Raw genomic sequence first — 26,999 nt, forward strand, 5'->3', positions numbered from 1 at the left:
GGTGGAACGAAGCGGCGCTGGAGCTTGTTCCGCACCCGACTTATAACGCCGTGGGCGCCCCGGTGAAGGATGAGGCAGGATATGCAGTATATCCAGGATATCCCTGCGGGCCGCCGACTTTAAACGATGCAACGATGAGCGTGAGGCAGGTGATGGCGATATCGCAACAGATTCGGGCGAACTTTGAGGCGCGCGGCGCGGTTTTTGGCGACGAAGGTCGGGTTCGCTATGTGGGTCAGGAGGGCGACGAGGATCAGGCCGGCGTCGACGCGGTGCTCGAAGAGGGGCTGGGCTGGGTGGCTCGAAGCCCGCGCGAGACGCTGACGATCGCCGGCGATGACGCCATTCCCTGGCTTCAGGGCCTGGTGACGAGCGATCTGATGGGCCTGGCCGAGGAGGGCCGCGGCCAGCGCACCGCCTGGGTCAGCCACACCGGACGCTTTGTTGGTGAGGCGCGCCTCTTGCATTTTCCCGAGATGCTTCTGGTGGATATGGAGCCCGGCACGCTGGCCGGGGGGCTGATGAGTCACCTGCGCCGCCATATTATTCTGGAAAAGGTCACGCTCAACGATCGCAGCGCGGAGACCTTTGTGCTGGGGCTTTACGGCCGGGGGGCAGCCCGGGTGCTGGCGCAATGCGGGTCGTGGGCGCATCGGATGGCGCCGGGAAGTTTAAATATGTTTTCGGGCACCTGGGGTCAGCTCGCGGGACGTGGCGTGGTGGTGCAGCGGGTGCCCTGGTCGCCTGAAGAAGCCTTCGAGCTGCGCCTGGATGCGGGTGATGTGCTCGAGGTGATGAAGGCGGTGGAAGAGGCCGTGGGTCGGCCGCTTTCGATGTGCGGGGAGGCCGGTTTTGAAAGGCTGCGCCTGGCCGCCGGGGTGCCGCGCTTCGGGGTGGAGCTGCACGAGAAGGTGATTCCCCTGGAGGCCGGTTTTGAAGACGCGATTGCCTACGATAAGGGATGTTATCTGGGCCAGGAGATCATCGCGCGGCTCGATACCCGCGGCACGCCGGCGAAGATGCTGCGGCGGGTGAGTTTGGAGGCGGGGGAGGCGCCGGAGGTGGGGGCGGATGTGGAGGCGCTCATTGATGGGGAGTGGGTCAAGAAGGGGGAGCTTGTCAGCGTGGCCCGCGACGTGGGTGGGGCGTTGTACCGGGGGCTGGTCTTTATGAAACGTGGGGCGTATGAGGTGGGGCAGACAATCCGCGTCGGTGAGGTAAGTGGCGAGCTTGAGGCCCTTCAATCGCTGCCCGGCGCGTAGTAGCGTGCGCCGGCTCCCGCGTGCGTTGATATGTTGAGGGGCCCTGGCGAGCGCTGAATTTTCTGAACAAGTTCGAACCTTTTGCGAGTGCAGACGCGATGGCAAAACTGACGGTCGATGAGGCCACGCTCAAGCGGTTTGAGGGAAGCGTCCCGCGGCATGTGGCCGTGATCATGGACGGCAACGGGCGCTGGGCGGTGCAGCGGGGGATGGCGCGCATTCGCGGCCACCACGAGGGGGCCAACGCGGTGCGCCGCGTGGTGGAGAGCTGCCGTTACCTGGGGGTGGAGATTTTGACGCTTTATGCGTTCAGCTCCCAGAACTGGGGGCGGCCTCGCGATGAGGTCAGCGGGTTGATGACGCTCTTTGATCTCTACATCAAGAAAGAGCGCAAACGCCTTCTGCAGAACGGCATTCGCATGCAGGTGATCGGCGACCGCGAGCGCCTCTCTCCGAAGTTGCAAAAAGCCATCGGGGAGCTGGAGGCGCGCAGCGCCGAGAACACCGGGATGATTTTGCAGGTGGCCGTAAGCTACGGCGGTCGCGAAGAGATCACCCAGGCGGCGCGCAACATCGCGCGTGATGCGGTCGCCGGAAGGCTGGACGTCGACGCCATCGATGAAGATACGATCAGCGACTACCTCTACACCCGCGGGCGCCTCGATCCGGACCTTGTGATTCGGACCAGCGGGGAGTGCCGCGTCTCGAACTTTTTGTTGTGGCAGATCGCCTACAGCGAGCTCTTTATCACCGAGACGCTCTGGCCGGATTTTGATGAGGCGAAGCTGATCGAAGCGTTTGAGGATTACAGCCGACGCCAGCGGCGCTACGGGCAGACTGGCGAGCAGATCGAAGATGAGGAGGGGCAGGGCGGCCCCGACACCAGCGTGAGCGAGGGTTGAGATGAGCGCGTTTTTTGATCTTTTCGAAAAGCCTGAAGGCCCGGGGGCAGGCGTAGCGCCGGCGGTGGCGTTGACGATTGCCGGCAGCGACAGCGGGGGCGGCGCGGGTATCCAGGCTGACTTAAAGACCTTTGCGGCCTGCGGGGTCTTTGGCACGAGCGTGCTCACGCTGCTCACCGCGCAGAACACCGTGGGCGTGACGGCGGTGGAGATGGTCTCGGAGACGATGGTGCGCGCGCAGCTCGACGCGGTGCTGGGCGACCTCAAGCCCACCGCGGCCAAGACCGGGGCGCTGGGCTCGGAGGCGATGATCGGGTGTGTGGTCGAGTATCTGGAAGATCATCCGATGGAGCGCCTGGTGGTCGATCCGGTGATGATCTCCAAGCACGGGGAGCCGCTGATGCCGCCCTCAGCCTTTAAGGCGCTGCGCGAGAAGTTATTGCGCCATGCGCTGATCGTGACGCCCAACCGTTTTGAGGCCGGGCATCTCACGGGCATGAGCGAGGTGGAGAGCGTGCAGGATATGAAAGAAGCCGCCAAACGCCTGCACGGCGCCGGCGCGAAGAACGTGGTGATCAAGGGCGGGCATTTTGAGCGCATCGTGCGCGATGTGTTTTACGATGGCTCGGGCTTTGTGGAGTTCGGGGCGGATCGGGTGGACTCCAAAAGGGTGCACGGCTCGGGCTGCACGTTTTCGGCGGCGATCTGCGCGCGGCTCGCCAAGGGCGATGCGCTGGTGGATGCGGTGGCCTTTGCCCGCGAGTTCATCAGCGAGGCGATCGAGAAGGCACCGAAGGTCGGTGAGGGAATCTCGCCGGTGAATCCGATGCACGGGGTGTGGCGGTGAGCAGCAAAAAGAGGTCGGTTGCGAGTGGCGAGTCGGCCGCGCGGCTGACACTGGGGGAGGTGGCGCGCTGGGCCAACGGGAAGCTCGACGGGGGGGATCCGGACACCGAGATCAGCGAAGTTGTGGTGGATTCGCGGCGGCTTCTGGCCGCCGGCGCGCTCTTTGTGGCGCTGGAGGGTCCGCGTTTTGACGGGCATGCGTATGTGCGACAGGCCCTGGAGTCGGGGGCGGGCGCGGCGCTTGTGCATCACGGGCGTCGGGAGGAGTTCGGCGAGGGCTCGCTGATTCGGGTGGCGGACACGCGGGCGGCGTTGCAGGCGATCGCGGCGGCCTGGCGGGCAAAGTTCGACATTCCGGTGGTGGCTATCACCGGCTCCAACGGCAAGACGATTGTCAAAGATATGCTGGCGAGTATGCTGGCGCGGGGCCATACGGTGCATGCGAGCCCGGGGAGCTACAACTCCCAGGTGGGGGTGCCGCTGACCTTGTTGGGCATTCGGCCGGTGCATGATGTGGCGCTGGTGGAGGTGGGCATCAGCCAGCGCGGAGAGATGGCCCGGCAGGTGGCGATGGTGCGGCCGACCCACGGGATTTTGACGAATATCGGATCGGCGCACGCCGCGGGTCTGGGGGATGCGCGGGGGATCGCCGAAGAAAAGATGCGTCTTTTTGAGGGGTTGGAGCCCGGCCGACTGGTCGTTTTACGTGAGGTTTTCGAGGAATTTTCGGACCTGTTTCACGTGAAACCGCACCTTGTGGACGCGGCGATCGAGGGGGAGATCGCGGTCGATCAGGCGTTTGGAGGTGCGTTTGAAGCAAGAGATAACGCGGGGGAAGAGGGGCTCTCGGAGCCCGGCGATGGCGAGGTCAGTGAGACTCCGGAGGAGGCTGAGGGGCGCGCATTCACTGGCGATGGCGAGGATGGGTTAAGCGTTGCTCGCCAGGTGCAGGCCCTGGCTTCGGGCTGGCGTTTTGAGCTGGCGTTGGCGGGGAGGGGCAGCCGGGAGGTACGCCTGCGGGTGCCCGGAGCGCATAATGTACAAAACGCCTCGGTGGCCGCGGCGATGGCCGGGATCCTGGGTGCCTCGATGAACGAGGTGGTGGGCGGGCTGGAGCGTTTTGAACTCAGCGAGATGCGCCTGCAGATGCATACGACGAGCGGGGGCGTGACGCTGATCAACGACGCCTACAACGCCGACCCGGCCAGCGCGCGGGCGGCCCTGGAGGTGCTGCGGAACTTCTCGGCGGGGCAGCGCAGCGTAGCGATCTTAGGGGATATGCTCGATCTGGGCGCCCGCGCCGAGGAGGCACATCGGGAGCTGGGGAGGACGGTGGCGCGCCATAAAATCGACGCGCTCTACCTGCTCGGGGAGCTCGCAAAATACATTGGCGAGGGGGCGGTGGAGGCGGGCATGGACCCGGCGCGCATTCACCAGGCGGGAGGGCTGGAGGCGCTCAACCGCGTGCTGGAAGAGCGTCTTGTGGCGGGTGATGTGGTGCTCTTTAAGGCCAGCCGCACCATCGGGCTCGACCGCGCCGCGCGCCATCTTCTGGAGAGTGTGGCGCCTACGCGGCTGTCGATCGATCTGGGGACGATCCGCGACAATTACCACGCGCTCAGCCGTCATCTGGGCGATGAGGTGGGGGTGATGGCTGTGGTCAAGAGTTTTGGCTACGGCAATGATGCCACCCGGGTCTCGCAGCTTTTGGCGCGCCAGGGGGTGCGGGCGCTGGCGGTGGCGTATCCGGATGAGGCAATTCCGCTGAGGCGGCGCGGGATTCGCCTGCCGATTCTCGTGACCAATGTGCAGGCGGCGGAGGCCGATAAGATCGTCAAATACGACCTCACAGCGCTGATTTATGCGCTGCCCGTGGCTCGCGCGCTGCAAATGCAGGCGCGCCGGGCTGGCAGGGAGGTCGATGTGCACCTGGAGATCGACAGCGGCATGCGCCGGGTGGGGCTTCGCCCGGAGGATGCGGTGGCGTTTGGCAAAAAGGTCGCCGGGATGAGCGGGCTGCGCATCGGCGGGGTGATGACGCATCTGGCCGCAGCCGACGATCCCGACGAAGACGCCTTCACCCACCGGCAGCTCGACGCGTTTGACGGGGTGCTCGAGGGTTTGCGCGCCGCGGGAGTGCCCACAGGCGTTGTGCACGCGGCGAACACGGCGGCGGCCTGGCGACACTGGCGCGCGCGCTACTCGATGGTGCGCGTGGGGCTTGGACTTTACGGGCTTCACCCCTCGGAGGCGGTGGGCGATGAGGCCCGCGGAGTGCGCCCGGCGCTGCGCTTTACCACGCGGATATTGCATCTGCAGCAGGTGGAGCCCGGCGACACGGTGGGCTACGGGCGCACCTGGCGCTGCGAAGGGCAGGCTCGCCGGCTCGCGACGATCGCGGTGGGTTACAACGACGGCTTCCCGCGCTTTTTGTCGAATGGTGGCGAGGTGATGGTGGGGGGAAGACGCTGCCCGGTGGTGGGCAACGTGTGTATGGATGTGGCGATGATCGACGTCACCGATGCCGGGCAGGTGCGGGTGGGCGATGAGGTGCTGCTCTTTGGCGAGGCGACGCCCGGCGGCCCCTCGATCGCGGTGGAGGAGTGGGCCGAGCGCGGTCACACGATCTCGTACGAGCTGCTCTGCCGCATCTCACCGCGGGTGCGACGCATCTTTCTGACGGAATGATCGCGGGCCAACCCACCGCACCCTCTTTTTGAACCTCAGGGCTAAAAAAACACGCCAGCCGGGCTCGCCGCGTCCGGTGAGGGTGCGCAGCTTTAAGGAAGGTCTGAAAAAAGTCGGGGGACGTCGTGTCGGTGTCAGCGTCCGAGTTCTGGGGCTCAGAGCCGACTTCCGCTGGAAGAGTGCCGCCGGCTTGCTTGTTGCGTAACAGGGCTTATGTTAACTTCGTACGGTAGGCCCGTACTACGCACTGCGCAGAGGTTGAGGCTGCTGAACGCAGCAGATGTGGCATCAACGCGAGCTCAGAGCGTAAAAAACAACCAACCCTTGAGGAGGTCATTATTCGCCGGAGCAATCACAACGATCGCAATAACGCGGGACAACGCGTCAACCACTCCATTCGTGCATCCGAGGTTCGGGTGATCTCGCCGGATGGCGAGCAGCTGGGGATCATGCATCCCAATGAGGCTCGCGATAAGGCCAAGGAATTTGGCCTGGATCTGGTGGAGGTTGCGCCCAATTCGCGCCCGCCGGTCTGCCGCATCATGGACTTTGGTAAGTACCAGTACGACCAGTCCAAGAAGGCGGCCGCATCGCGCTCGACGCGCGTGCAGCTCAAGACCGTGCAGCTGCGTCCGAACACCGATGATCACGATATGGACGTGAAGTTGCGCCGCGCCAAGAAGTTCTTGGAGGGCGGCAACCAGGTGCGATTTGTCATGCGAATGCGAGGCCGCGAGCGCGCCTACACCCAGCGTTGGGTGGAGCATCTTGGCGAGCTGTTGGCTGATTTTTCCGAGAACTACGAGACGCCCATCAACGTGGTGTCGTCTCCCCGCGGAGAAGGCTGGAGGATCCATGCGATCGTCGAGCCTGCTTCGACCTCATAAGGGTCAGGCACCGACCCGATGTTGCGTGAGCCCGATGAGGCCGGCTCCGGGTCAGGTGTAGAGCGCGTTGGGTGCGATGTACCCGACGCGGCACGATAGGAGATCCGGCGATCGCGAGACGATCGCCGGATCTTTTTTTTGGCCCCGATTGGCGCCCTGACGGCGTTGCCCCAGATCGAAGGCCGACGTATGATGCGCGCGCAAGTGCCGCGCGGACGACGATCAGGCAACCCACAGGCGTTGATAAACGTGATGGATCAACGAGCAGCAATCGACAGACTAAGGGAGCGTTTTGAGGCGCTCTCCGAGCCCGAAAGCGCCCACAGCGAGGGCAGCGCGAAGATCGCGCAGGGCCTTTCCGAAATCATCGGAGAGCTCGACGAGGACGGCACCGACGCCACGCGCGTTGACGTGATCGTGCGCGGCCTCTCGGGGCTGGCCGACTTCTTGAGCGCCCGCCAGGCGGCGAGTGTGAAGGCGCCGACCAAGGCGAAGGCTTCAGGCGGCGCAGCCGCCGGGCTGGAGCAGTTTGTGGAGGCCTTCCAGCAGGAGGCCAGCCGCAGGCTCACCGGGTTGTCGATCGCGATGATGGGGATCTTCAGCGAGCATGGCTCCGAAGAAGCGCTGCAGCAGTCGACCTCACACCTGCACGCGATCCGCGGTGGCGCGGCGATGCTGGGCTTAAAGCCCGTGGCCGAAGTGACCGGGACGATGGAGCAGGTGCTCGTGGCGATGCGCAAGGTTGAGCCGGGCAAACGCGCCTGGCCCACCAAGACCCTGCTGCGCGGCTATGCGCTGATCGAAGACGCCGCCCGCGAGAAGGGCGCGCGCATCGATGAGGTGCAGGCCGACGAGATCGTGCAGGAGCTTCGCAAAACCCTCGGTGAGCTCGGGCAGACCCGGCAGGCCGGGGAGTCGAAGAGCGGCGCGGCGGTGCTGATGCCCGCGAAGCAGGCGAGCACCGGACCGAACGCAGCTGAAAAAGCGCCGGAGCAGGCGAAAAGCACCGAAGAGGACGCGGCCCCGGAGATTCCGGCCGAGATCGAAGGCGTGGCCGAAGTCACCGATGTGGAAGATGGGCCTGCACCGGAGGTGTTGGAGCAACGCATCCTGGTGGTCGACGATATCCCCACGATTGCAGCGAGCGTGGGCTTCTTGCTCTCCGATCTGGAGGTGCCCATCGACATCGCCGAGAACGGTGAAGAGGCGCTGCAGATGTTGCAGGAGCAGGCCTACTCGCTGGTGATCTCGGATGTGGATATGCCGCGGATGGACGGTGTGGCGCTCACACGGATGGTGCGCTCGACGCCGGGGCTCGACCACATCCCGGTGATTTTGCTCACGAGCCTGGACCACCCCGAGCAGCGCGAGGCGGGACTGAAGGCCGGGGCGATCGATTATCTGATCAAGGGCTCCATTGGTGGCGGAGAGCTGGTCAACCGCGTGCAGGAGATCCTGACGGTCGCGCCTTATGTGGAGCGTCAGGAGACGGTGCGTAAGCAGCGCATTCTGGTGGCGGAAGATACCGAGACGGTGGCGGCCTCGATCGCGTTTGTGCTCTCGGAGGGGCCTTACGACATTGTGCTGGCGACCGACGGTAAAGATGCGCTCTCGAGGATCAAACAGGCCGAGTACGACCTGTTGATCACCGACATGCAGATGCCCTATATGAGCGGCACGGAGCTTGTGCGCGCGGTGCGCGGGCTGGGCACCTTTGATGACCTGCCGATCGTGATGCTCACAAGTGTTCAAGAAGAAGAGGAGATCGCGCAGGCGGTCTCAGCCGGGGTGAATCGCTACTTGATTAAGGGCGAGATCGCCGGCGGGAAGTTACTCAACCTGGTGGAAGAGCTGCTGGCCGCCGATCGCGAAGCGCTCGACGTTTAAGCGGCGGTGAGGCCAGAGGAAAGGGATTCATGGCGCGGGTATTGATCGTTGAAGACAGTCCGTTGATCGTGCAGATGCTCACGATGGTGTGCCAGGGGGCGGGCCATGATGTGGTGGCGTGTGAGCGTTTTGGGGAGGTCGGTGAGGTCGCCGGGCAGGGCTTTGATGTGGTGATCACGGACCTGAACCTGCCGGAAGTTCCGGGGGATGACACCGTGCGCGCGTTGCGGGAGATCGGGGGGCTTGCGAGCTTGCCGGTGATCATTGTGTCGGGGCGTCCGCGCGCCGAGCTTGAGCAGATCGCCGCGGAGCGCGGGGCGCAGGGGGCGTTGTCCAAAGATGACGGCATGCCGGTGATCGCGGCGGAGCTTCCGCCGATGATCGCCAGCCTGATCGGCTGAGGCCGACCGAAGGTCAGGACGCGACAAAAGGGGCGGGGCAGCATCGCAGCAGAGCGCGCGCGCGCTTCGCGCGCGGATCGTCGCGTGGCACGAGCCGGCAGAGCTCGGTGATGGCGTGGCGCGCGGCGTCCGGCTCGGCGCAGAGGACCTGAACTTCGGCCAGCGCGAGCCAGGTCTGAGGACGGCGGTCGCCATGGCGAGTGGCCTGGGTCAGCGCCTGGACTGCGTCGCTTAAGCGCCCTCGTCGACGCAATGATTCGCCCAGGTAGTACCAGGCCGGACCATCGGTGGCGTCGAGGCTGAGCAGCCCGCGGGTGAGGGCTTCGCTTTTGTGGAGGTGGCCGCGCTCCAGATGCCAGTAGGCGAGCTGCAGGATGGCGCGGCGCGCGGTGTGATCGAGGGTGGGTGCGGGGTTCATGGGTGTCCCGGGTGTGAATGCGACTCGGCGTCGCGCAGGCTGTAGACGTGGCGCAAAATCTCGGCCACCGGCTCAAAGAAGGCTTCGGGGATCTCGGTGTCTTCGCCGAGCTCGACCAGCGCGCGAGCCAGCGAGACGTTCTGGACTACGGGGATGTTGTGGCGGTAGGCCGCGCGTTTGATGACCTGGGCGGTCACGCCGCGGCCGCAGGCGACGATGGTGGGCGCGCGCATCGCGTTCTGGTCGTAGCTGATGGCCACGGCGACGTGGGTGGGGTTGACGACGACGGCGTCGGCGTCGCGCACGCGCGCCAGGCCGTTGCCGGCGGTGAGCTCGCGGTGAAGTTGTTTGCGTTTGCCCTTGAGCTGGCCGTCGCCTTCGCTCTCTTTGTGCTCGCGTTTGATCTCGTGTTTGGCCATGCGCAGTCCTTTGGTGAAGTTGTAGCGCTGCAGGAGAAGATCGCAGATGCCAAAGACGACCAGGCCGGCGACCAGGTGGGTGGTGAGCTCGAAGGTGGCTTTTGAGAGGGCGCTCAGCGCGCCGAGCAGCGATCCGCCCGGGGCGCGGGAGACCGGTGGCAACCAGTCGCCCAGGATGCCGTAGCCCACAAAGCCCATCAGACTGAGTTTGAGGAGGTTTTTGATCAGCTCGACGACGCGATCTTTGGAGACGAGTTTTTTGGCGCCCTGGATGGGGTCGAGGCGCTGCGGATCGGGGATCAGGGGCTTGATGACGAGCATCGCGCCAACTTGCAGGTAGGTGGCGAGTGCGGCGGCGACAAAGGCCGCGCCGAGTACGGGGGCCAGCGCGCGGGCCATGCTCTGCAGAGCCTCCCAAAGCAGGGGGCCGATATGCGTGACGTCGAGGTCGTGGCGAGTGGCCAGCTCGATGGCGCGGGCGCTTAAGCCGGCCAACTCCAGGGCGATGAGCGGCAGGGTGAGGGTGAGGGTGGCCAGGGCGATGAGCATCACGGCGACGCCCGTAAACTCCTGAGATTTGGCGACTTTTCCGTCTTTTCGGGCGTCGCGAAGTTTTTTGGGTGTGGGTTCTTCGGTTTTTTCGCTCACGGGTCGCCTCCCATCATGGTGGGGAGGGCGTGAAGGAGCGCGATGTCGTCGAGGGCGCGATCCATAAAGAGATCGAGGAGCACGTCGAGGCCGAGCAGCATGACGGCTACGGCGATGGCGGCTTTCAGGGGCATGCCCAGGAAGAAGACGTTGATCTGGGGAGCGGACTTGTTGACCAGCGCCAAAAAGACGTTAACGAGCAAGATCGCAGCGATGACCGGGAAGGCCATGAGCACGCCGAGCGCGATGGCCTCTACGCTCAGGCGCAGGATGAGGTCGGCGGTCTCGGCAAACATCGCAGCGCCTTCGCCCACCGGTGCCGGGAGCAGGGCCTGCGGGGGGAGGCGCTCAAAACTTTTGGCCAGGCCCCATAAAAAGACGCGGTGGCCGCCCAGGGTGAAGAAGGTGACGATGCTCAGCTGCAGCAAGAAGTTCGTGCTGGGGGAGACGCGCTCGGGGAGCTGGGGGACGAGGCTTGTGGCCTGGGTGAGCCCGGCGTTGTTGTCGATGAGCTGGCCGGCAACTTTGATGGCCTCAAAGCTCAATGAGGCGACGAAGGCCAGGGTGAAGCCCACGAGCACTTCTTTGAGCAGCAGCACGGTGAGCAGCGCGCTGCTCTCGGGAAGCTCGGCGCCGGCACCCTGCATCCAGACGGTGGGGAAGATGAGCGCGCCCAGCGTGATGGTCAGCGCGAGCTTGACCGTCTGCGGGGTGGCCTTGCCGCCGAAGTAGGGCACCATCTGTACGATGGGGATCAGGCGCGCGGCGATGAGCGCGGCCAGGGCCACGGCCTCAAAGGCCATCGTCTGCAGGGCGGTGTTTTGTAAAAAGCCGGAGAGCTCGCTCATGGCGCGTCTTGGGCTGAGGGCCGGTTAGAAGTAGTTGGGAAAACCCTCGAAGAGCGCGTGGGTAAAGCGCACGAGCTGACTTCCGATCCAGGGGCCGGCGATGGCCAGGCTTGCGAAGACGGCGACGAGCTTGGGCACAAAGGTCAGGGTTTGCTCCTGGATCTGGGTGGTGGCCTGGACCACGCTCACCGCCAGACCCACGCCCATGCTGGCGATAAGCGGTGGGGCGGAGGTTAAGAGCACAAGCCACAGGCCCTCGCGGGCCACCTGGAGGATGTAATCTTCCACGCGAAACTCCGGGGGTGAGGGGGCGTCAGACGTAGCCGAGGATCAGGCCCTTAACGACCAGGTACCAGCCGTCGACGAGCACGAAGAGCAAGAGCTTAAAGGGCAGGCTCACCGTGGTGGGGCTGAGCATGTGCATGCCTAAGCTGAGCAGGATGTTGGCCACCACGAGGTCGACGATGATGAAGGGCACAAAGAGGATGAAGCCGATGGTGAAGGCCTCTTTGAGCTCGGTGATGACAAAGGCGGGCACGACCACCAGCAGATCTTCGGCGGCGACGTTTTTGTGCTGCTCGGGGGGGCGAAGCTCGATGGCGAGCTCGTGCAGCAGGAGGCGATCTTCGGGGTCGGCGTGGCGCATCAAGAAGGCACGTAGCGGGGCGGCGCCTGCCTGCGACGCCTCCTCGATGCTGCTAAAATTCACCTGCAGCTCGCCAGCCTCATAGGCGTCGATGTGGGGGCGGAGCTCGGTGAAGATGTCGTGGCCGACCGGCGCCATGATGTAGATGCTCAGAAGGATCGCCAGGCCGGTGATGACCGTGTTGGGCGGGACCTGCTGGGCGCCGATGGCGGTGCGCAGGATCGAGAGCACCACGGCGACCTTCACAAAGCTCGTGACCAGGATGAGCGCAAAGGGCAAGAGCGCCATGCCTGCCAGGAGCGCCGTGAGCGCAAGGGGGCTGCCGCCACCGGGCGCCAGAGGTTGGGCCAGGGGCTCGGCGCTGGCCAGGGTGGGCGCCAGAAGGGAGAGCGCAGCGATGAAAGGGGCGATGAAACGAAGAGACACGAGGAGCTCCGCGGGCTCGGGTCGTCTGAGGTCAGTCAGGCCTGTGTCTCTTATTGTCGTGGGGCGCGCGGAGGTTTTGCGTGGGGAGGCGTTTTTTTCAAAATTTTTTGATCGGGTCAGCGCCCGGGGAGGGCGTTGCTCGGGGACTCGATCGGGTTGATCTCAGCCTGTGGTGCGGGGATCAGGGCCTCGGCATCAAAGCTATTGAGGCTGGTGTCGGCGGCGATCGCGTCGGGCGCGAGGTGGGCGTCGGCCGGGATCTCCACCTCGGGAGATGAGGTCGCGGCGGCGCGCCAGGGAGCGGGGTCGAGTTTTCCGACCGGGTTGAGGCCCTGCTCGGTGCTGGCCAGCAGCCAGTACTCATCGGCGGTGCGCACGACGAGCAGGGAGCGGCGAGGCTCGATGAGCTGGCGCTCCAGGACCTCGATGCGGCCGGGCTCGGTGGGTTGGCGGCGGCCCAGGTGTCTTGCGAGCAGGCGCAGCGCGGCGTAGGCCAGCGCGAGCACGGCAGCGAGCACGATAAGCGTGCGAAGGATCAACCATCCATACGCCATGGGGACCTCTCCCTGAAGGGTCAACTTCTGTGATGTGGAGGGGAGAGGATGGCATAAGGGGCGGTCGGAGCGCCAGAGGTCGAATTCGGGGTGGGGAGTTCAGGTGCAGGGGGCGTCGCTGAGATCGTTGAGCTCAATGGTCCGGGGTGGGGTTTCGAGGCTGGCGAGCAGGGCGTCGACCTCGCAGCGGCGCAGCTCTGGCGAGCCGGAGATGGCGAGGCGATCGAGGCGTTGCAGCGCGTCCAGGCCGCTCAGCGTGGTGAGCGAGGGGTTGGCGTGGAGGTGCAGGCCGCCCAGGGCCTGGAGGTTGTTGAGGCCATCGAGAGAGGTGAGGTTGGGGTTGTGGGTCAGGTGCAGGGTGCCGGCGCGCTCAAGGGCGTTGAGGCCTTCGAGATCGCTGAGGCGTTGGAGGTCGCGCAGGAAGACGCCACGCTCGGCGGCGCGGGGATCGTCGGGGAAGCCGACTTCTCGGAGGTTCGCGAAGGCGCGTAAGGTCTCAAGGTTGGGGGTGCGCTCAATGCGCAGTCCGTCGAGGCGCGTGAGGTTGGCGAAGGATGGGAGGTTGGTGAGGTTGGGGTTGTTGAGCACCTCGATGCTTCCGACTTCTTGTACGCCGGCCAGGGCTTCGACGCGCTGGAGTTCCGGGTTACCCGAGAAGCGCAGGGAGGCGTCGATGTGGGTGAGGTCGGCAAAACCCTGGAGCTGCTCGGTGGTGTCGAGGCTGAAGGTCAGGGAGTAAGCGCGGGGGCAGAGCGCCTGGCAGGTCTCATTGAGATCGTCTGCAGTACGCAGGGTGACGCGTTCGCCATCGGCCAGCACGCAGCCTGGTTCCGCGGTGGCCTCAAGGCAGCTCTGAGGCGTGCGGGAGGCCGCCGGATCGGAGCAGCCGAGGGCGGCTGTGCCGAGGAGGAGCAGGAGGATCGGGCAAAACGTGTTGATCTTCAAAAAGGTCATGATGGGCTCGCAGCGAAAAGGGGCATCGGAGAGTTAAGAGCGCGTCGCAGTTGATCAGGGATCGCGGACTGCGGACGGGTCGTAGGTGACGCAGCGGGCGCTGGCGCGCACCTGTTTTCCTGCGGCGGCGCGCACCCGGAGCTGCCAGTGGTCGTAGGTGGCGTTGAGGTCGACGAGCTCGGTGCGACCGTCGAATTGACCTGATATTTCAGTGAGATAGCAGTAGGCTTCATCGAGGCGCGCGAGGATGCGAGTCGTTTCGGTGCTGGCTTCGCCGGGTTCGGCCGGCGGGTTCTGAAGGGTAAATTCGCTCGCGGGGCTGATGAGACGCAGGGCCCCGCCATCTTCGGCGCCATCCTCAACGCTGCCAAAACTCAGCACACGGGCGCGCAGCTCGTCGGTGCTGGCGATCGTGGCGAGCGCGTCGTCGGAGGAGGGTTCCAGGGCGGTCTGGGCGAAGGTCTGCAGGCCGCCGAGGCGGCCGCCGATACCTGCCAGCGCGTGGAGCTGCCGGCGCGTGCCAACCACCTCGGTGGTGGTGCGGGCGGAGGTGCTCAGGTCGGTGAAGGCGTCGTTTTCCAACTCGAAGGAGGCGTCGCCGAAGAGGGCGCGGGGGATGCAGCTGACGCCGGCGCGCAGGCGTTCGCCGGTGGCGGCGTGCGCGCGCCCGGAGTCGAAGTCGAGGTGCCAGTACGAGCGACCAACAGTTGTGTCGACCTCTCGGGAGAGCATGACGGATTCGGCGCCGCCGGCGAAGTAGCCGCTGATGGAGTTGAGCGTGCAGAGCCAGTCTTCGGCGCCGCGCACCCCGCCGCTCTTGTTTTGTTCAGCATCGTGAAAGAGGGGCTCGAAGCGGCGGGGATGCAAAAACATCTCCTGAGAGTCGTCATTATAAGGAAGGCGTAAGTCGTCGAGCTCGGCCAGCAGGGCTTCGGGGTCGCAGTCAGCAGGGAGAGTGCAGGCGTCGCAGAGCAGGGGTGCGGTATCGTCGCCCCGGGCCTGGGCGTCGACGGCGGTAGCGCAGCTGGCGGCGTTTTGATGCAGGGTGTCGATGCAGAGCTGCACCTCGTCGACCCAGCTTTGAAGAGGAGCCTGACGGTCGCTCGTGTTGCTTTGCCAGATCACGCGCGCCGGATTTGCGAGAACCCAGCGCAGGTGATCGTGCCAGATCTTCAGATCACTGCTCGGAGAAATAAAGGAGGCACGACGCGTTTCGAACTCATGGAGGCACTCCAGCTCATCCTCAAAGGCGTCGGCGTGGCAGTAGGTGAGCTCGACCGAGTTGTAGGGTTCGGTCGTGAAGGCGTATGGGATGCCAAAGGCGGGATGTTCGTACTCGTTATCAGCGCGGTGTTCGAAGAGTCTTTCATGGATGGTGTTGCTGCGCTCGCGAAATGTGCTCCAGTCAAAGGATTGCCAGGCCAGGGGCGTGAAGAACTCCTCAAAGCTCTCGACGCCCAGGGGGTAGAGCTGCCAGCCGAGCTGCGCGTAGGTGCTCTCAGTCAGAGAGTTGATCCAGTTGAGTGCAGGTTCGTCACCCGGTCCGGTGAGCACGTTAAAGGGAAGTACATTTCGGAGTTCCGCGCGTTCATCGCCGTTGAGGTCTGTGATGTCGGCGATGAAGACGTAGACGTGGCCCAGGACCTCGAGTTTTACACGGGCGCTCCCGCAGCGCTGCGCAAATTCGCCTGCGCTCGCCGGGCGCTGCTCCACGGGTAAGCCGCAGATACTCTCGGGGGCGTAGGTCAACGTGTCGCCATCTCGTGTTGGACCATAAGGGTGTGTGGAGCGGTGGAGATGGGGAATCGCCTGAACCATCCAGACGATGTCGCGCTCGCCATCCTGCGCAAGCTGGGCGTGGCGATCTTCGAGGAGGGTGGCGATGGGCTCTAAATTGACGACGATTTCCGGCTCGTCAAAAGCGCTGGCAAGCACGCGTTTTGCGTCGCGGAAGGTCTGGTCAGGGCCACTGCTGAAGCCGGCTACCTGAAAATCTCCCCGCCACCAGCCATTGGACTGATAGTCAAAATTTGCCAGGCAGAGCTCGCTGCCTGGCGCCGACTCGCCGCTCAGCGTGCCGCCTGGCGAGACCCCGGCGGCCGGCCGCTCGTAAGGCACCAGCGCCCGCGCTGCGTTCCCGCGCGACCCCTCAGCGGGGTCGTCGCAGGCCATTGCGAGCACCGAGGTTATGAGAAGGCCAACAAGGCCGAAACTTGCCCTGAACAAAACACGCATCATCACACCACACGCCAGAGACGTCGTTATGATGGCCTCGGTGCGCGGAAGAACATGCGTAGAGCCCCCGGGGCCAACCTGAAAGGATGTCCATTCATCCTAAGGAGTGAGGGCCCCGGGGCGAGCATTTAGATGTAAATAAAAGTAACGATCACTCCCCGGCGATCTCCTGGCTCGATACCAGCGCAAAGATCGCATCCCGCAGCTCGCCGGCCTGTTCAAGAAGCTCGGCCTGTTCTTCGGGCTCCATCTGGTCGAGGGCTTTTTCGACCTCGTTGAGGGCGCGTTTGAGGTGTTTGAGGGGGTTGGGTGCGGGGGTCTCGCGCAGGTGCTCGGGCACGGCCTCTTTGAACTCTTTGCGCAGCTCGCGGGCGTTGCGTTCGCCGCGCAGGGCGGCGTCTTTAAGCTCCAGGTAGGTTTCCTGGGGGACGCGCTCGTCGGTGTAGTCGGCATAACCTTTGGCCATGACCGAGACGGTGTCCATGTCGGGCATCACGCGGGCGGGGGCGTCGGCGGGGCGGTTTTTGGGCAGGTATTCGGGGGCTTCTTCCGCCAGCCAGCTGTAGCCTTCGAGAAGTTTTCGGGCGGTGGCGCGGCTGATGTCGAGCTCGGTGGCGCAGTAGGCGAAGACGGTGCGGTAGCCCCACTCTTTGAACGCGTCATTGTCGACGACTTCGCTCAGGTATTCGGCCAGGTCGACCCAGGCGGAGCGAAACTCCACCGAGCCCTTGAGGGCCTGGTAGCGCAGGTCGCTCTCGTCGAGGGTGTCGAGCATGGCCTTGAGGCGGCCTTCCAGGGTTTCTTGATCCAGTCCTTCACTCATCGTGCACTCCGGGGGTTTGAGGTCTGTGTCGGGGGTGGGTGTACCGAAAGTTGGGTGGGTGTGCCAGTGGGAAGGGGGGTGTTGAGGGGTTGGTGAGTGGTGATGTGGACGCCGGGCAATGCGTGGTCAGATTGGCGCGTGGCGAGCATGGTGTCGCGGTGCGTGAGCGGAAGAGAAGACGCCAGGGCGTTTGTGGGTCAGGGTGTGCATGGCGTGATAAGGTGTTGATCTTGAAGGTGTTTCACGTGAAACGGCGAAGATGTGAACGAGACGTATGAGCTGAGCGTGGTCATCCCCACCCTGGAGGAAGAGGGGCGTATCGGGCGACTTCTGGAGGGGTTGCGGGCGCAGCGCGGGGTGCGGCTGGAGGTGGTGGTGGCCGACGGGGGCTCGGGTGACGGGACGCCGGAGGTTGCGCGTAAGGCAGGGGCCCGGGTTGTGGAGGTGGGTCGGGCGGGGCGAGGGGTGCAGATGAACGCGGGGGCAAAGGAGAGTGAGGGGAAGTGGTTGTTGTTTTTGCATGCGGACAGCGTCCCGGGGGATCCGGATCTTGTGAGGGACGCCCTGGAGCGGATGAGGTGGGAGGAGCAAAGAGGTGTATCGGAGCGTGTGGTGGGGCATTTTTCGCTCAGGTTTGAGGGGAAGGGGAGGGAGGAGCGGGGGAGGTTTTATCGGCTGCTGGAGCGTAAGTCGGCGTTGAATCGGGCGCTCACCACCCACGGGGATCAGGGGATGTTGATGCGCCGGGAGACCTTTGAGGCGGTGGGGGGATTTGAGGAGGGGCTGGGGTTTTTGGAAGATCAGCGTTTTGTTGCGGCGCTGGAGAGGATGGGGGGTCGGCGAGTGACGCTGGGGGGCTATGTGCGGACATCGACGCGGCGTTTTGAGGTGGAGGGCGTGAGGGCGCGTTACGCGACGATGACCCTGATCATGATGGCGGAGGCGGTGGGGCTGGAGGCCTTTCTGGCCGACGAGGAAGGGGTGTATGCGCCGCAGCATCGGGCCGGGCGTTTGCGGTTTTTGAGGCTCGCTAAAACCTTCGGGGAGGCGTTGTTGGCGGGCGATCGCGAGACGATCCGGGGAAGAATCGAGGGGTTGAAGACGTTGGGTTGGCACAACCTCTGGCAGGTCCCTTTTGGGATCGATGTGTGGTTGTGGCCGGCGCCGCATGGTCCGACGCCGCTGACCGACGCCTGGACGCGCTGCGTGGCTGGCGAGGGCAGTGTTTGTCGGGAGGGTGGTGCTGGCGTAGAGTGCGCGTCGAAGTCACGCAGCCCCGCGCCTTTGAAGGCTCGTCGCCGTGCGGCGACGGTTGGTTATGGACGGTGTTCCTCCGAGACCGCTGAGAGGAAAGCGCCGACGATGTGAAGACAACATCTGGTTTGTTCAGGAGTACATGTGCGAGTTGCAAGTTTGAAGGAGCTGACCCTTTTCGGGGCGGCGTCGATGATGCTGGCTGTGGGTTGTGGCGAGGGGAGCCAGGCTGAGTGTGAGAGTTCTGCCGATTGTGGCGGGGAGACCCCCTGGTGTGCGCCGGAGCAGACCTGTGAGGCGCTGCCCCAGGGCTACCAGATCGGGGTGGGCGACGGGACGCCGGGGTCGGTGATTCTGGAAGAGGTGTATGCCACGGAGCGCTCCATGGAGCTTACCGACCTGGCGTTTAATCCGGCCGAGGAGAATGAGCTCTGGCTGCTTCGTCGGGAGCATGAGAGCGGCGAGCCCTGCGAAGAGGGCAACGCCACCGCTGCGGGCTGTGGAGCGCTGGAGGGATCGACGACGACGATCAAGAACTTTGGCACCGCGGACCAGGAGGTGATCGTCAAGGTCGACCCGAACGCCTGGCACTTTATGCGTCGTCCGCCGGCGATGGCCTTTGGCGATAACGGCTTCTGGGCGACGGTGGGCGAAGAGCGCACGGCGAACTTCCTCGGCAGTCAGGCCGACTTTATGGGACCGGTGCTCTGGTCGGCCGACCTCGATATCTACGGGGAAGAGCCGGATCCCGGGCTCAACGGCTCGCACTTCGACATGCTGCATAACGCGCCCTACGGGATGGGGATCGCCCATGAGGTCGATAACGTCTACTGGGTGTTTAACGGGATGCACGGATCGCTGGATCGCACCGACTTCGGTGAGGATCACGGCGTGGGTGAGGCCGACCATACCGACGGCAAGGTGCTTCGTTATGTCAATGGCGAGCTGAGCCGGGTGGAGAATGTGCCCAGCCATATGGAGCTCGATAAGGAGACGCGTCTTCTTTATGTGGCCGATACCGGTAACAGCCGCATCGTGCGCCTGAATATCGACGCCGGGGATATGGGCGATCCGATCACCCTGCCGAACTACGACGGCATTGAGGTGTACGACCATATGGAGGGCGCCGAGCTTGAGGAGATCGTGCCGGCGGGCCTTCTGGAGCAGCCCAGCGGGCTTGCGCTGCATGAGGGCGTGATGTTTGTCAGCGATCAGGCCACCGGCAAGCTGCACGCGTTTACGCTCGATGGGGAGCATCTGCGGGAGCTGGACACGGGCCTGGGCGCCGGGGCGCTGGCGGGCGTTGAGGTCAGTCCGGTCGATGGCAACCTCTACTTTGTGCATCAGAGCGAAGGGAAGCTCTACCGCGTGGAAATCCTGCTGTGATCGACGATCGACGCGGGGCGGGGCTCCGGGAGTGGGATGTGCAGGTGGTGACCTGCGCCGAGCTTCCGGAGCCCGACGCCGACATGGCCCCTCTCATGGCGGCGCTTGAGCTGGCAGGCCTGCGGGCCCGCCGGGTGGTCTGGGATGACGCGAGCGTGGACTGGGGGGAGAGCAGCCTGACGGTGATTCGCTCGACCTGGGATTACCACCGTCGACGCGATGCCTTTGTGGCCTGGGCGCAGGCTGTCGGGGAGCGCAGTCAGCTGCTCAATCCGGCGGAGGTGGTTTTGTGGAACACCCACAAACGCTACCTGCTCACGCTGGCGCTGCGGGGGGTGGCGGCGGTGCCTACGGCGATGATCGAGCGGGGCTCGTGTTTAAAAGCCGGGGAGATCTGTGAGGATCAGGGCTGGCGTAAGATCGTGGTCAAGCCGGCGGTCTCGGCCGGCTCGTACCAGACGCATGTGATGGAGGCCGGGGCGATCGACGAGGAGGTGGTCGGGGCGCTGGTGGCTGCCGAAGATGTATTGGTGCAGCCCTACATCGAGAGCGTGGACACCTACGGGGAACGCTCGCTGATTTTCATCGATGGGGAGCTCACGCATAGCGTGCGCAAGTCGCCGCGTTTTGCCGGGCAGGATGAGTCGGTGAGCGGGCCGCATCCGGTCGAGGCGGCGGAGCGCGAGGTTGGGGAGCGGGCGCTCAAGGCGGTGGGGGGCGAAGGTCTGCTCTACGCGCGGGTGGATCTGGTGCGGGGTGCAGACGGAGCGCCGATGGTGGCGGAGTTGGAGCTGGTGGAGCCGTCGCTATTTTTCAACCTGTGTCCGGCGGCGTTGGGGCGGTATGTGGAGGGGGTGAAGAGGCGGTTGGGTTAGAACGCTTGGGGGGTTCGCGGTGTGGGGAGGTTTGTGTGGGGCTGGTGGGGCGCTTTTTGTGGTTAGGTGGTTATGAGGTTAGGTGGTTGAGGGGCGCCGGGGTTCGCGATGTGGGTCGATTTGTGTGTGGGGCTGGTGGGGCACAGGGGTTGGCGGTGCGGTGTGGGGAGGTTCGTGAGAGCGTTTGGTGGGGTGCAGGGGGGCAGCCGTTTTGGGTGCCCCCGCGCCGAACTTACTCTGCGCCCAGATCGTAGACTTCGAGGTTGTCGAAGGTGGCCGGGGCCTGCCAGTTGTTGAAGGCAAAATGGCGGTGGCCGTCGCCTTTGAGGGGATCTTCGTCGGCGTAGGTGAGGAAGGGTTTGCCGTCGACGAACCAGCGCAGGCGGTTGTCGGTGCGCACGATGGCGAAGGTGTAGGTGCGCTCGGGTTCGACCTTCTGGCCGGGGGCGCCGACGAGGCGGTCGTCGCCGTGTTCGTCGAGCCGGGCGATGATGTTGAGGCTGTTGTTCCAGCCGCCAAAGATGCCGATGTAGCCGCTCTCGTGGGTCTGGCCGTCGCCGAGGATCTCGAACTTGAGGTCGCCCACCTCCGAGAGCGCTGTGGCTTCAAAGCTCACGCGAAAATTTTCGGGAAGGGGCGTTTGCAGCCAGAGGGCGTCGTTTTTGGCGCCGGCGATCTGCAGCTTTCCTTCCTCGATCTGCCAGCCGGCGTAGCCGCTCTGCCACTCGTCGCCGAGGGCGAGGCCGTCGAAGGTGTTTTTGTAGACGAGCGCTCCGCCCTGAAGGCCGGTGGTGTCGTTGGCGCCGGCGGCGGTGGCCGCCGGGGCCGGTCCGGTCTGGGGGGTGTCGGGGGCCTGGTCGCAGGCGGCAGTGAGCAGGAGGGCCGGGAGCAGCGCGATGGCGAGCAGGGGGGAAGGCGTCGTGGGCATGGGCACTATCCTCAAGAAAAAGCCGACGAAGTCAGGGGACTTGCGTCGGCTTCTATAGCAGATCGACTGGCGGGCAAAAACCAGAGCGCCGGCTGCGCGGGCTGAGCGATCAGGTGTGCTCACGCACCTTTCGTACCAGCTCGCGGATCTGCTCGAGGAGAAGTTCGCCGTCGTCGCCGCCTTTGGGCAAAATTTCGCGGGCGCCGCGGGAGAGCTCTTCGCGATCGGCGTCGGTGAGGGTTTTGGCGGTGATGACGACCACGGGGACGTCGCAGAGGGCATCGTCGCCGCGCACGCGGCGCAGGAACTCAAAGCCGTCCATCTTCGGCATCATCAGGTCGAGGAGGATCAGCGCCGGGGGCAGGTCGCTGGCGAGTGTTTCGAGACCTTCGAGGCCGTTTGTGGCCTCGTCGACCTGCCAGCCTTCTTTTTCGAGCACGCGGCGGATGAGCGAGCGGGTGGGCTCGTCGTCTTCGACGATGAGCACGCGCTCGCTCCGGGGCGCCTCGCTGTTGGGCTCGTCGCTGCGGTATTTTTGAAGGATCTCCAGCAGGGCGTCGCGATCGATGGGTTTCATCAGGTAGTGGTCGGCGCCTAGCGCGTAGCCGCGGGAGGTCTCCGAGACCATGGTGACCATGATGACGGGGATCGCTGCGAGCTTCGGGTCGGATTTGAGGCGGGCCAGGGTGGACCAGCCGTCGAGCTGGGGCATCATCACATCCAGGGTGATGGCGGCCGGTTGCAGCTCTGCGGCCAGGTGCAGGCCCTCGGTGCCGCTGGCGGCGCTGACCACCTCAAAACCCTCGCGCTCGAGCATGCGGCGCAGCAGATCGCGCACGGTGGGGTCGTCGTCGATCACCAGCACCACGTCGCCCGTGGCGAGGTCGACGCCGGCCTCGGCCAGCGCTTCGCCGGCCTCACCGGGCGTGGAGAGCGTGCGGGCGCGGGGGCGCTCGCCAGGGTCTTCAGCCTCGTCGCGGCGGATCTCGTTGGCGCGCAGATCGGCCGAGAGGCGTACGGTGAAGGTCGTGCCCTGATCTTTTTTGCTCTCCACCTCGATCGTGCCGCCCAGCAGGCTCGCGAAATGGCGGGTGATGGTCAGGCCGAGGCCCGTTCCGCCGAACTCGCGGGTGGTGGAGGTGTCGGCCTGGGTGAAGGCCTCAAAGATCTGCTTGAGCTCTTCGGGGCCCATGCCGATGCCGGTGTCGGTGACGCTGATGACGATCTGGTCGTTCTCGGGGTCGCGGCGGGCGTCGACCTTGACCTGGCCCTGGCGGGTGAATTTGCAGGCGTTGGACAGAAGGTTGAAGGCGATCTGGCGCACCTTCGTGGGGTCGGAGCGCATGTAGCGCAGATCGGGATCGAGGGTCATCGTCAGGGTGTTGAAGTTCTGCCGCGCCAGGGGGGCGACGGTGGCGGCGACGTCATCCAGGAGCTCGCTGATATCAAAGAGCTCGATGTGGGTGGTCATCTTGCCGGCCTCAATCTTTGAGAGATCGAGGATGTCGTTGATGAGCGCGAGCAGGTGCTTTCCGGCCGAGCGGATGCGTTTGAGGTCGGGTCGGAAGGGGTCGACGGCGTCGGCGGCCGGGCCGCCCTCGTCGGCGATGGCGTCGATCTCCTCAAGAATGATCTCGGAGTAGCCGATGACGGCGTTGAGCGGGGTGCGCAGCTCGTGGCTCATGTTGGCCAGAAAGGCGCTCTTGGCGCGGTTGGCCTCCAGGGCTTCGTCGCGGGCGAGCTCCAGGGCCTGGCGGGAGGCGTGGCGCTCGGTGACGTCGCGCAGGATCAGGACGTAGCGTGCGCGTGAGCTCTCACCCAGCACGCCCAGCGCGACCTCGATCGGGAAGAGCTCCCCACCACGGCGACCCTCCAACTCCGTGGCCTCCCGCAACTCGCCAGATTTCGCCGACTCGATGAGGCGAGTGGCGGTGAGGGCGGGGACCAGGTCCTGGATGGGGGTGGAGGGGAGCGAGCGCAGGTCAACGCCGAAGATGCGGGCGCTGGCGGGGTTTCCGGCCTCGATCTCGCCATTGGCGTTGATGGCCAGGATGGGGTCGGGGGCGGTCTCGACCACCGCGCGGGTCTCGGCCTCGCGCTCTTTGACGTTGGCGATCAGCCAGTCCTGGAGGCGATCTTTGAAGACGAACATCGCGAACACCACGCTTCCCAGGCCGACCATCTCGATGAGGCGGCGGGCCTCGTCGTTTTCGCCGCCGATGATGCGGCCGAAGGGAAAGCCGCCGATGTCGGCGGCGAAGACCGCCACCCAGGTGATGAGCGTGAGCGCCATCCAGCCCATCGCCGTGCGCGCGCCGAAGAAGAGGAGGGCGAACATCGGGACGAGCGCCATCCAGCTGAGCGCGGCGGCCTTGATGCCCCCCGAGACAAAGACCAGGCCTAAGATCAGCGCGTAGAAGGGGATGAGGATGAGGTTTCCGGCCACGCTCATGTTGCGTGTGGCGCGCAGCGCGAAGGGGGCCAGGGCCACGCAGAGGGTGGCGGCGACCACCGCCAGCGCGATGGGAAGAGAGCGCAGCGTGGCGTAGGAGAAGATCGTGGTGATCGGCCCCCAGATCACCATGAAGATCACCGTCTTGATGGCGAGCTCGGCGCGTTTTTTCTCAATGTCCTGCCCGCCGCCGAAGTCGGCGGGGATGAAATAGTCGACTGCTCTCTGAAACATAGTGCAAGCCCTGGGTCGAGCACCGCCTTCAGGCAAACGCTCGTGGCGATGGAAAAAGCTCGGTCGGACCTTTAGAGCGTGTCGACGACCGGGCGCGGGGTGTGGCGACGCACCATCTGGCGGAGCTCGTCGAGGAGGCGATCGCGGTCGTTTCCGCCCTTCTCGATGATGGCGTTAACGCCCTGGCGAAGTCGGGTGCGGTCCTCTTCGGTGAGCTCTTTGGCGGTGACGACCACCACCGGGATATGACGATGGGCCTCATCCTGTCGCAGCTTATGGAGAAACTCAAAGCCGTCCATTTTTGGCATCATCAGGTCGAGGAGGATGAGCCGGGGGCTGTGATCTTCGAGGCGCTCGAGGCCCTCCAGGCCGTTTGTGGCCTCGATCACCTGCCAGCCCTCGTTGTGAAGCACGCGGCGCATCAGCGCGCGGGTGGGCTCGTCGTCTTCGACAATAAGGATGGGGTGCTCGTCGGGAAGGTCGGCGTCGCGGTAGGCGTGCAGGATCTCCAGCAGGGCGTCGCGCTCCACGGGCTTCATCAGGTAGTGGTCGGCGCCCAGCGCGTAGCCGCGGGCGGCCTCGGAGACCATCGTGATCATGATGACCGGGATCTGGCTGAGCTCCGGGTGGGCCTTGAGCCGGGAGAGGGCGGTCCAGCCGTCCATCTGGGGCATCATCACATCCAGGGTAATGGCGTCGGGGCGAAGCTGCTCGGCGAGCAGCAGGGCCTCGGTGCCGCTGGCGGCGGTGACGACCTCGTAGCCATCGCGCTCCAGGATGCGGCGGAAGAGGTCGCGTACCGTCGGGTCGTCGTCGACGACCAGCACCAGGCCCGATTCGCCGATGGCCGGGAGGTTGGAGAGGGTGTGGCCGCTGCCGGTGAAGGTGGCTTGGGCGACCGGAGAGGAGTCGACAAGGGTCGAGTAGGGGGTCTCAGCCTCGTCGTCACTGCCCAGATCCATGGCCAGGCGCACGGTGAAGGTCGTGCCCTGACCGACCTGGCTCTCCACCTCGATGGTGCCGCCCAGCAGGCTCGCAAAGTGGCGGGTGATGGTCAGACCGAGGCCCGTGCCGCCGAACTCGCGGGTGGTGGAGGCGTCGGCCTGGGTGAAGGCCTCAAAGATGCTGGCGAGCTGCTCGGGGCTCATGCCCATGCCGGTGTCGCGCACGGCCATGACGATGTGCTGGTTCTCCTCGTCGGGGCGCACGTCCACGGTGACCTGGCCGGAGTGGGTGAATTTGCAGGCGTTGGACAGGAGGTTAAACGCGATCTGGCGCACCTTGGTGGGGTCGGTGCGCACGAAACGGATCGCGTCTTCATCCATATCGAGGGTGACCTGGTTGCCGTTTTTCTGGGCCAGGGGAAGCACCGTGGCGGTCACATCGCGCAGGAGGGCGGCCAGATCGAAGAGCTCGATATGGGTGGTCATCTTGCCGGCCTCGATCTTTGAGAGATCGAGGATGTCGTTGATGACCGCCAGCAGGTGTTTGCCGGCGCCGCGGATGTGGTTGAGGTCGGGCACAAAGGGCTCAACGACCTCGCGCACCGCCGGGTTCTCGTCGCCGGTGAGCTCGATCTCCTCAAGAATCATCTCGGAGTAGCCGATGACGGCGTTGAGCGGGGTGCGAAGCTCGTGGCTCATATTGGCCAGAAACGCGCTCTTGGCGCGGCTGGCGTCCAGGGCCTCGTCGCGGGCTTGCTGAAGGGCCTGCTGGGCGGCCTTGCGATCGGTGATATCGCGCAGCACGAGCACGTGGTGCAGCGCACCCTCTTCTTCAAAACTTCCCAACGCGAGCTCCAGGGGAAACTCCTGGCCCCGGCGCAGGGCGGTGTGCTCGTGGTTGACGTTGTCGTCGTCAGCGCGGTGGCGCGCCAGGCTCTTCGCGTCCAGCGAGGGGATGAGCGCGGCGACGGGCTCCCCCTGCAACGCGGCCTCCGAGGTGCCAAAGATGCGGGCGGCCGCGGCGTTGGCGTCGAGCACCCGACCGCGGGCATCCAGCGTCAAGATGGCGTCGGGCGCCGTCTCCACCACCGCGCGGGTGCGGGCCTGCTGGCGGTTGAGCGCGCTCACCAGCCAGTCCTGGAGGCGATCTTTGAACATAAAAATGCCAAAGACCATCGAGCCCACTCCAATAAGCTCCAGCGCGCGGTTGCCCAGCGGGCTGCCGCCGGCGATCGAGGGCCCAAAGCCCGGCCCGAAGCTTTCGTAGGAGATAAAGGCCGTCCAGATCAGCATGACCACGCCCATCCAGACATAGGCGTGGCGTTTGGTCTGCAGCACCAGCGAGAGCAAGGGCACGATGATAAGCCAGGTCAGCGCGGTGGCCATCGGGCCGCCGGTGAACGTGGCCACCGCCAGAATCAGCAGCATGCAGGGCAGAAGCACAAAATAGCCCGTCAACGCCAGCCGGCCGGTGCGCTTGAGCACCCAGGCCCCCGAAAAGGTCATCGAGGAGCCCCCCACAATCAGCGCCAGCATCGTCAGGTTGTCCATGACGGTGTAGGCAAAGATCGCGGTAAGGACCCCCCAGAAGGCCATAAAGAGGATGATGGAGATCGCCGCCTCGGCGAGTCGGCGCTCGACGCCGTCTTCGAGGAGGCGGGCGGGGATGAAGTAGTGGATGAGTTTTTTCATAAGTTTTTCGTTTAGGGATCCGCCCCAGGTTGTGTGTGCCGAGCGCATCAGGAGGAGGTCGGGGTGCGCGTGTGGTTATGTGGTTGTGTGGTTAGGTGGTTGTGGGGCCTGGGGGGTGTGCGGGGTGGGTCGATTCGTGAGGGCGTTTGGGGGGGCGCGTGTGGTTAGGTGGTTGGGTGGTTGGGTGGTTGTGGGGCGCCGGGGTATGCGGAGTGGGTCGATTCGTGAGGGCCCTTGGGGGTGCGCGGGTTGTGGCGCGTGTTGGGAGCGCTGGAACGATAGTACGTCGGTTATCGCCGCCGGGGAGGGGGACGTCAAAAAAAGTAACGTGTTTTCGGGGAGATGGCAGTACCTGAAGGGGGGTATGTATTGGCCTGAACAGGTGGGGCG

22 protein-coding genes are annotated in these 26,999 nt (G+C 65.0%); 10 read left to right on the top strand and 12 right to left on the bottom strand.

Going from position 1 to position 26,999, the window contains the following annotated elements; translation table 11 throughout:
• Positions 1-152 precede the first annotated feature (152 nt).
• The 7 genes from ygfZ to FRC98_RS18140 all read left to right on the top strand — a co-directional run bounded on the left by ygfZ (position 153) and on the right by FRC98_RS18140 (position 8,873).
• Positions 153-1,262 (top strand): CAF17-like 4Fe-4S cluster assembly/insertion protein YgfZ, encoded by a 1,110-nt coding sequence (gene ygfZ / locus FRC98_RS18110; protein ID WP_230467759.1) that lies wholly within the window; start codon positions 153-155, stop codon positions 1,260-1,262.
• 98 nt (positions 1,263-1,360) lie between these two features.
• Positions 1,361-2,164, top strand: a complete 804-nt coding sequence (gene uppS / locus FRC98_RS18115; RefSeq protein ID WP_146982837.1) for an undecaprenyl pyrophosphate synthase — start codon at positions 1,361-1,363, stop codon at positions 2,162-2,164.
• A gap of 1 nt (position 2,165) precedes the next feature.
• Positions 2,166-3,011, top strand: a complete 846-nt coding sequence (gene thiD / locus FRC98_RS18120; protein WP_146982838.1) for a bifunctional hydroxymethylpyrimidine kinase/phosphomethylpyrimidine kinase — start codon at positions 2,166-2,168, stop codon at positions 3,009-3,011.
• Complete coding sequence (gene alr / locus FRC98_RS18125; protein WP_230467760.1) at positions 3,008-5,698, top strand: alanine racemase; 2,691 nt, start codon at positions 3,008-3,010, stop codon at positions 5,696-5,698. Before thiD ends, alr begins: the two co-directional genes overlap by 4 nt.
• Positions 5,699-6,036: 338 nt before the next feature.
• Positions 6,037-6,585, top strand: coding sequence for a translation initiation factor IF-3 (gene infC / locus FRC98_RS18130; RefSeq protein ID WP_283809658.1), 549 nt, complete (start codon positions 6,037-6,039; stop codon positions 6,583-6,585).
• A 252-nt stretch (positions 6,586-6,837) separates the two neighbouring features.
• A complete protein-coding gene (locus FRC98_RS18135) occupies positions 6,838-8,472 on the top strand; it encodes a response regulator (protein WP_230467762.1) in 1,635 nt (544 codons plus the stop codon).
• Positions 8,473-8,501: 29 nt separating this feature from the next.
• The gene (locus FRC98_RS18140; RefSeq protein ID WP_146982842.1) at positions 8,502-8,873 is read left to right on the top strand and encodes a response regulator; all 372 of its coding nucleotides are present in this window, start codon (positions 8,502-8,504) and stop codon (positions 8,871-8,873) included.
• A 13-nt stretch (positions 8,874-8,886) separates the two neighbouring features.
• Here FRC98_RS18140 and FRC98_RS18145 read toward each other — a convergent pair whose 3' ends face one another.
• The 9 genes from FRC98_RS18145 to FRC98_RS18185 all read right to left on the bottom strand — a co-directional run bounded on the left by FRC98_RS18145 (position 8,887) and on the right by FRC98_RS18185 (position 16,844).
• Entirely contained in the window at positions 8,887-9,291 is a 405-nt protein-coding gene (locus FRC98_RS18145) for a tetratricopeptide repeat protein (RefSeq protein WP_146982843.1), read from the bottom strand.
• A complete protein-coding gene (locus FRC98_RS18150; RefSeq protein WP_146982844.1) occupies positions 9,288-10,358 on the bottom strand; it encodes an EscU/YscU/HrcU family type III secretion system export apparatus switch protein in 1,071 nt (356 codons plus the stop codon). Before FRC98_RS18150 ends, FRC98_RS18145 begins: the two co-directional genes overlap by 4 nt.
• Complete coding sequence (locus tag FRC98_RS18155) at positions 10,355-11,206, bottom strand: flagellar biosynthetic protein FliR (protein WP_146982845.1); 852 nt, start codon at positions 11,204-11,206, stop codon at positions 10,355-10,357. The genes FRC98_RS18150 and FRC98_RS18155 overlap by 4 nt, the downstream gene beginning before the upstream one ends.
• 24 nt (positions 11,207-11,230) lie before the next feature.
• Positions 11,231-11,494: a flagellar biosynthesis protein FliQ gene (fliQ, locus tag FRC98_RS18160; RefSeq protein ID WP_146972982.1), complete on the bottom strand. Its 264-nt coding sequence runs from the start codon at positions 11,492-11,494 to the stop codon at positions 11,231-11,233.
• Positions 11,495-11,519: 25 nt separating this feature from the next.
• On the bottom strand, positions 11,520-12,278 hold the full coding sequence (gene sctR / locus FRC98_RS18165; protein ID WP_146982846.1) for a type III secretion system export apparatus subunit SctR: 759 nt from the start codon (positions 12,276-12,278) through the stop codon (positions 11,520-11,522).
• 116 nt (positions 12,279-12,394) lie between these two features.
• A complete protein-coding gene (locus FRC98_RS18170; RefSeq protein WP_146982847.1) occupies positions 12,395-12,832 on the bottom strand; it encodes a flagellar biosynthetic protein FliO in 438 nt (145 codons plus the stop codon).
• Between the two features lie 99 nt (positions 12,833-12,931).
• A complete protein-coding gene (locus tag FRC98_RS18175; protein ID WP_146982848.1) occupies positions 12,932-13,786 on the bottom strand; it encodes a leucine-rich repeat domain-containing protein in 855 nt (284 codons plus the stop codon).
• Between the two features lie 54 nt (positions 13,787-13,840).
• On the bottom strand, positions 13,841-15,958 hold the full coding sequence (locus FRC98_RS18180) for a hypothetical protein (protein WP_146982849.1): 2,118 nt from the start codon (positions 15,956-15,958) through the stop codon (positions 13,841-13,843).
• Positions 15,959-16,172: 214 nt separating this feature from the next.
• A complete protein-coding gene (locus FRC98_RS18185) occupies positions 16,173-16,844 on the bottom strand; it encodes a hypothetical protein (protein ID WP_146982850.1) in 672 nt (223 codons plus the stop codon).
• A 261-nt stretch (positions 16,845-17,105) separates the two neighbouring features.
• On the opposite strand from FRC98_RS18185, the gene FRC98_RS18190 reads away from it, so the two are divergent.
• The 3 genes from FRC98_RS18190 to FRC98_RS18200 are packed head-to-tail and all read left to right on the top strand — an operon-like array spanning position 17,106 to position 20,359.
• Positions 17,106-18,212: a TIGR04283 family arsenosugar biosynthesis glycosyltransferase gene (locus FRC98_RS18190; protein ID WP_146982851.1), complete on the top strand. Its 1,107-nt coding sequence runs from the start codon at positions 17,106-17,108 to the stop codon at positions 18,210-18,212.
• A gap of 30 nt (positions 18,213-18,242) precedes the next feature.
• Positions 18,243-19,484, top strand: coding sequence for an NHL repeat-containing protein (locus tag FRC98_RS18195; protein WP_146982852.1), 1,242 nt, complete (start codon positions 18,243-18,245; stop codon positions 19,482-19,484).
• The gene (locus FRC98_RS18200) at positions 19,481-20,359 is read left to right on the top strand and encodes an ATP-grasp domain-containing protein (protein WP_146982853.1); all 879 of its coding nucleotides are present in this window, start codon (positions 19,481-19,483) and stop codon (positions 20,357-20,359) included. Before FRC98_RS18195 ends, FRC98_RS18200 begins: the two co-directional genes overlap by 4 nt.
• Positions 20,360-20,591: 232 nt before the next feature.
• Here FRC98_RS18200 and FRC98_RS18205 read toward each other — a convergent pair whose 3' ends face one another.
• From FRC98_RS18205 to FRC98_RS18215, 3 genes are all read right to left on the bottom strand, one after another.
• On the bottom strand, positions 20,592-21,287 hold the full coding sequence (locus tag FRC98_RS18205) for a hypothetical protein (RefSeq protein WP_146982854.1): 696 nt from the start codon (positions 21,285-21,287) through the stop codon (positions 20,592-20,594).
• Between the two features lie 109 nt (positions 21,288-21,396).
• Positions 21,397-23,973, bottom strand: a complete 2,577-nt coding sequence (locus tag FRC98_RS18210) for a response regulator (protein ID WP_146982855.1) — start codon at positions 23,971-23,973, stop codon at positions 21,397-21,399.
• Between the two features lie 71 nt (positions 23,974-24,044).
• The gene (locus tag FRC98_RS18215; protein WP_230467763.1) at positions 24,045-26,609 is read right to left on the bottom strand and encodes a response regulator; all 2,565 of its coding nucleotides are present in this window, start codon (positions 26,607-26,609) and stop codon (positions 24,045-24,047) included.
• Positions 26,610-26,999: the final 390 nt, after the last annotated feature.

The organism is Lujinxingia vulgaris, from assembly GCF_007997015.1.
In the GTDB taxonomy this organism is placed as follows: Bacteria; Myxococcota_A; Bradymonadia; order Bradymonadales; family Bradymonadaceae; genus Lujinxingia; species Lujinxingia vulgaris.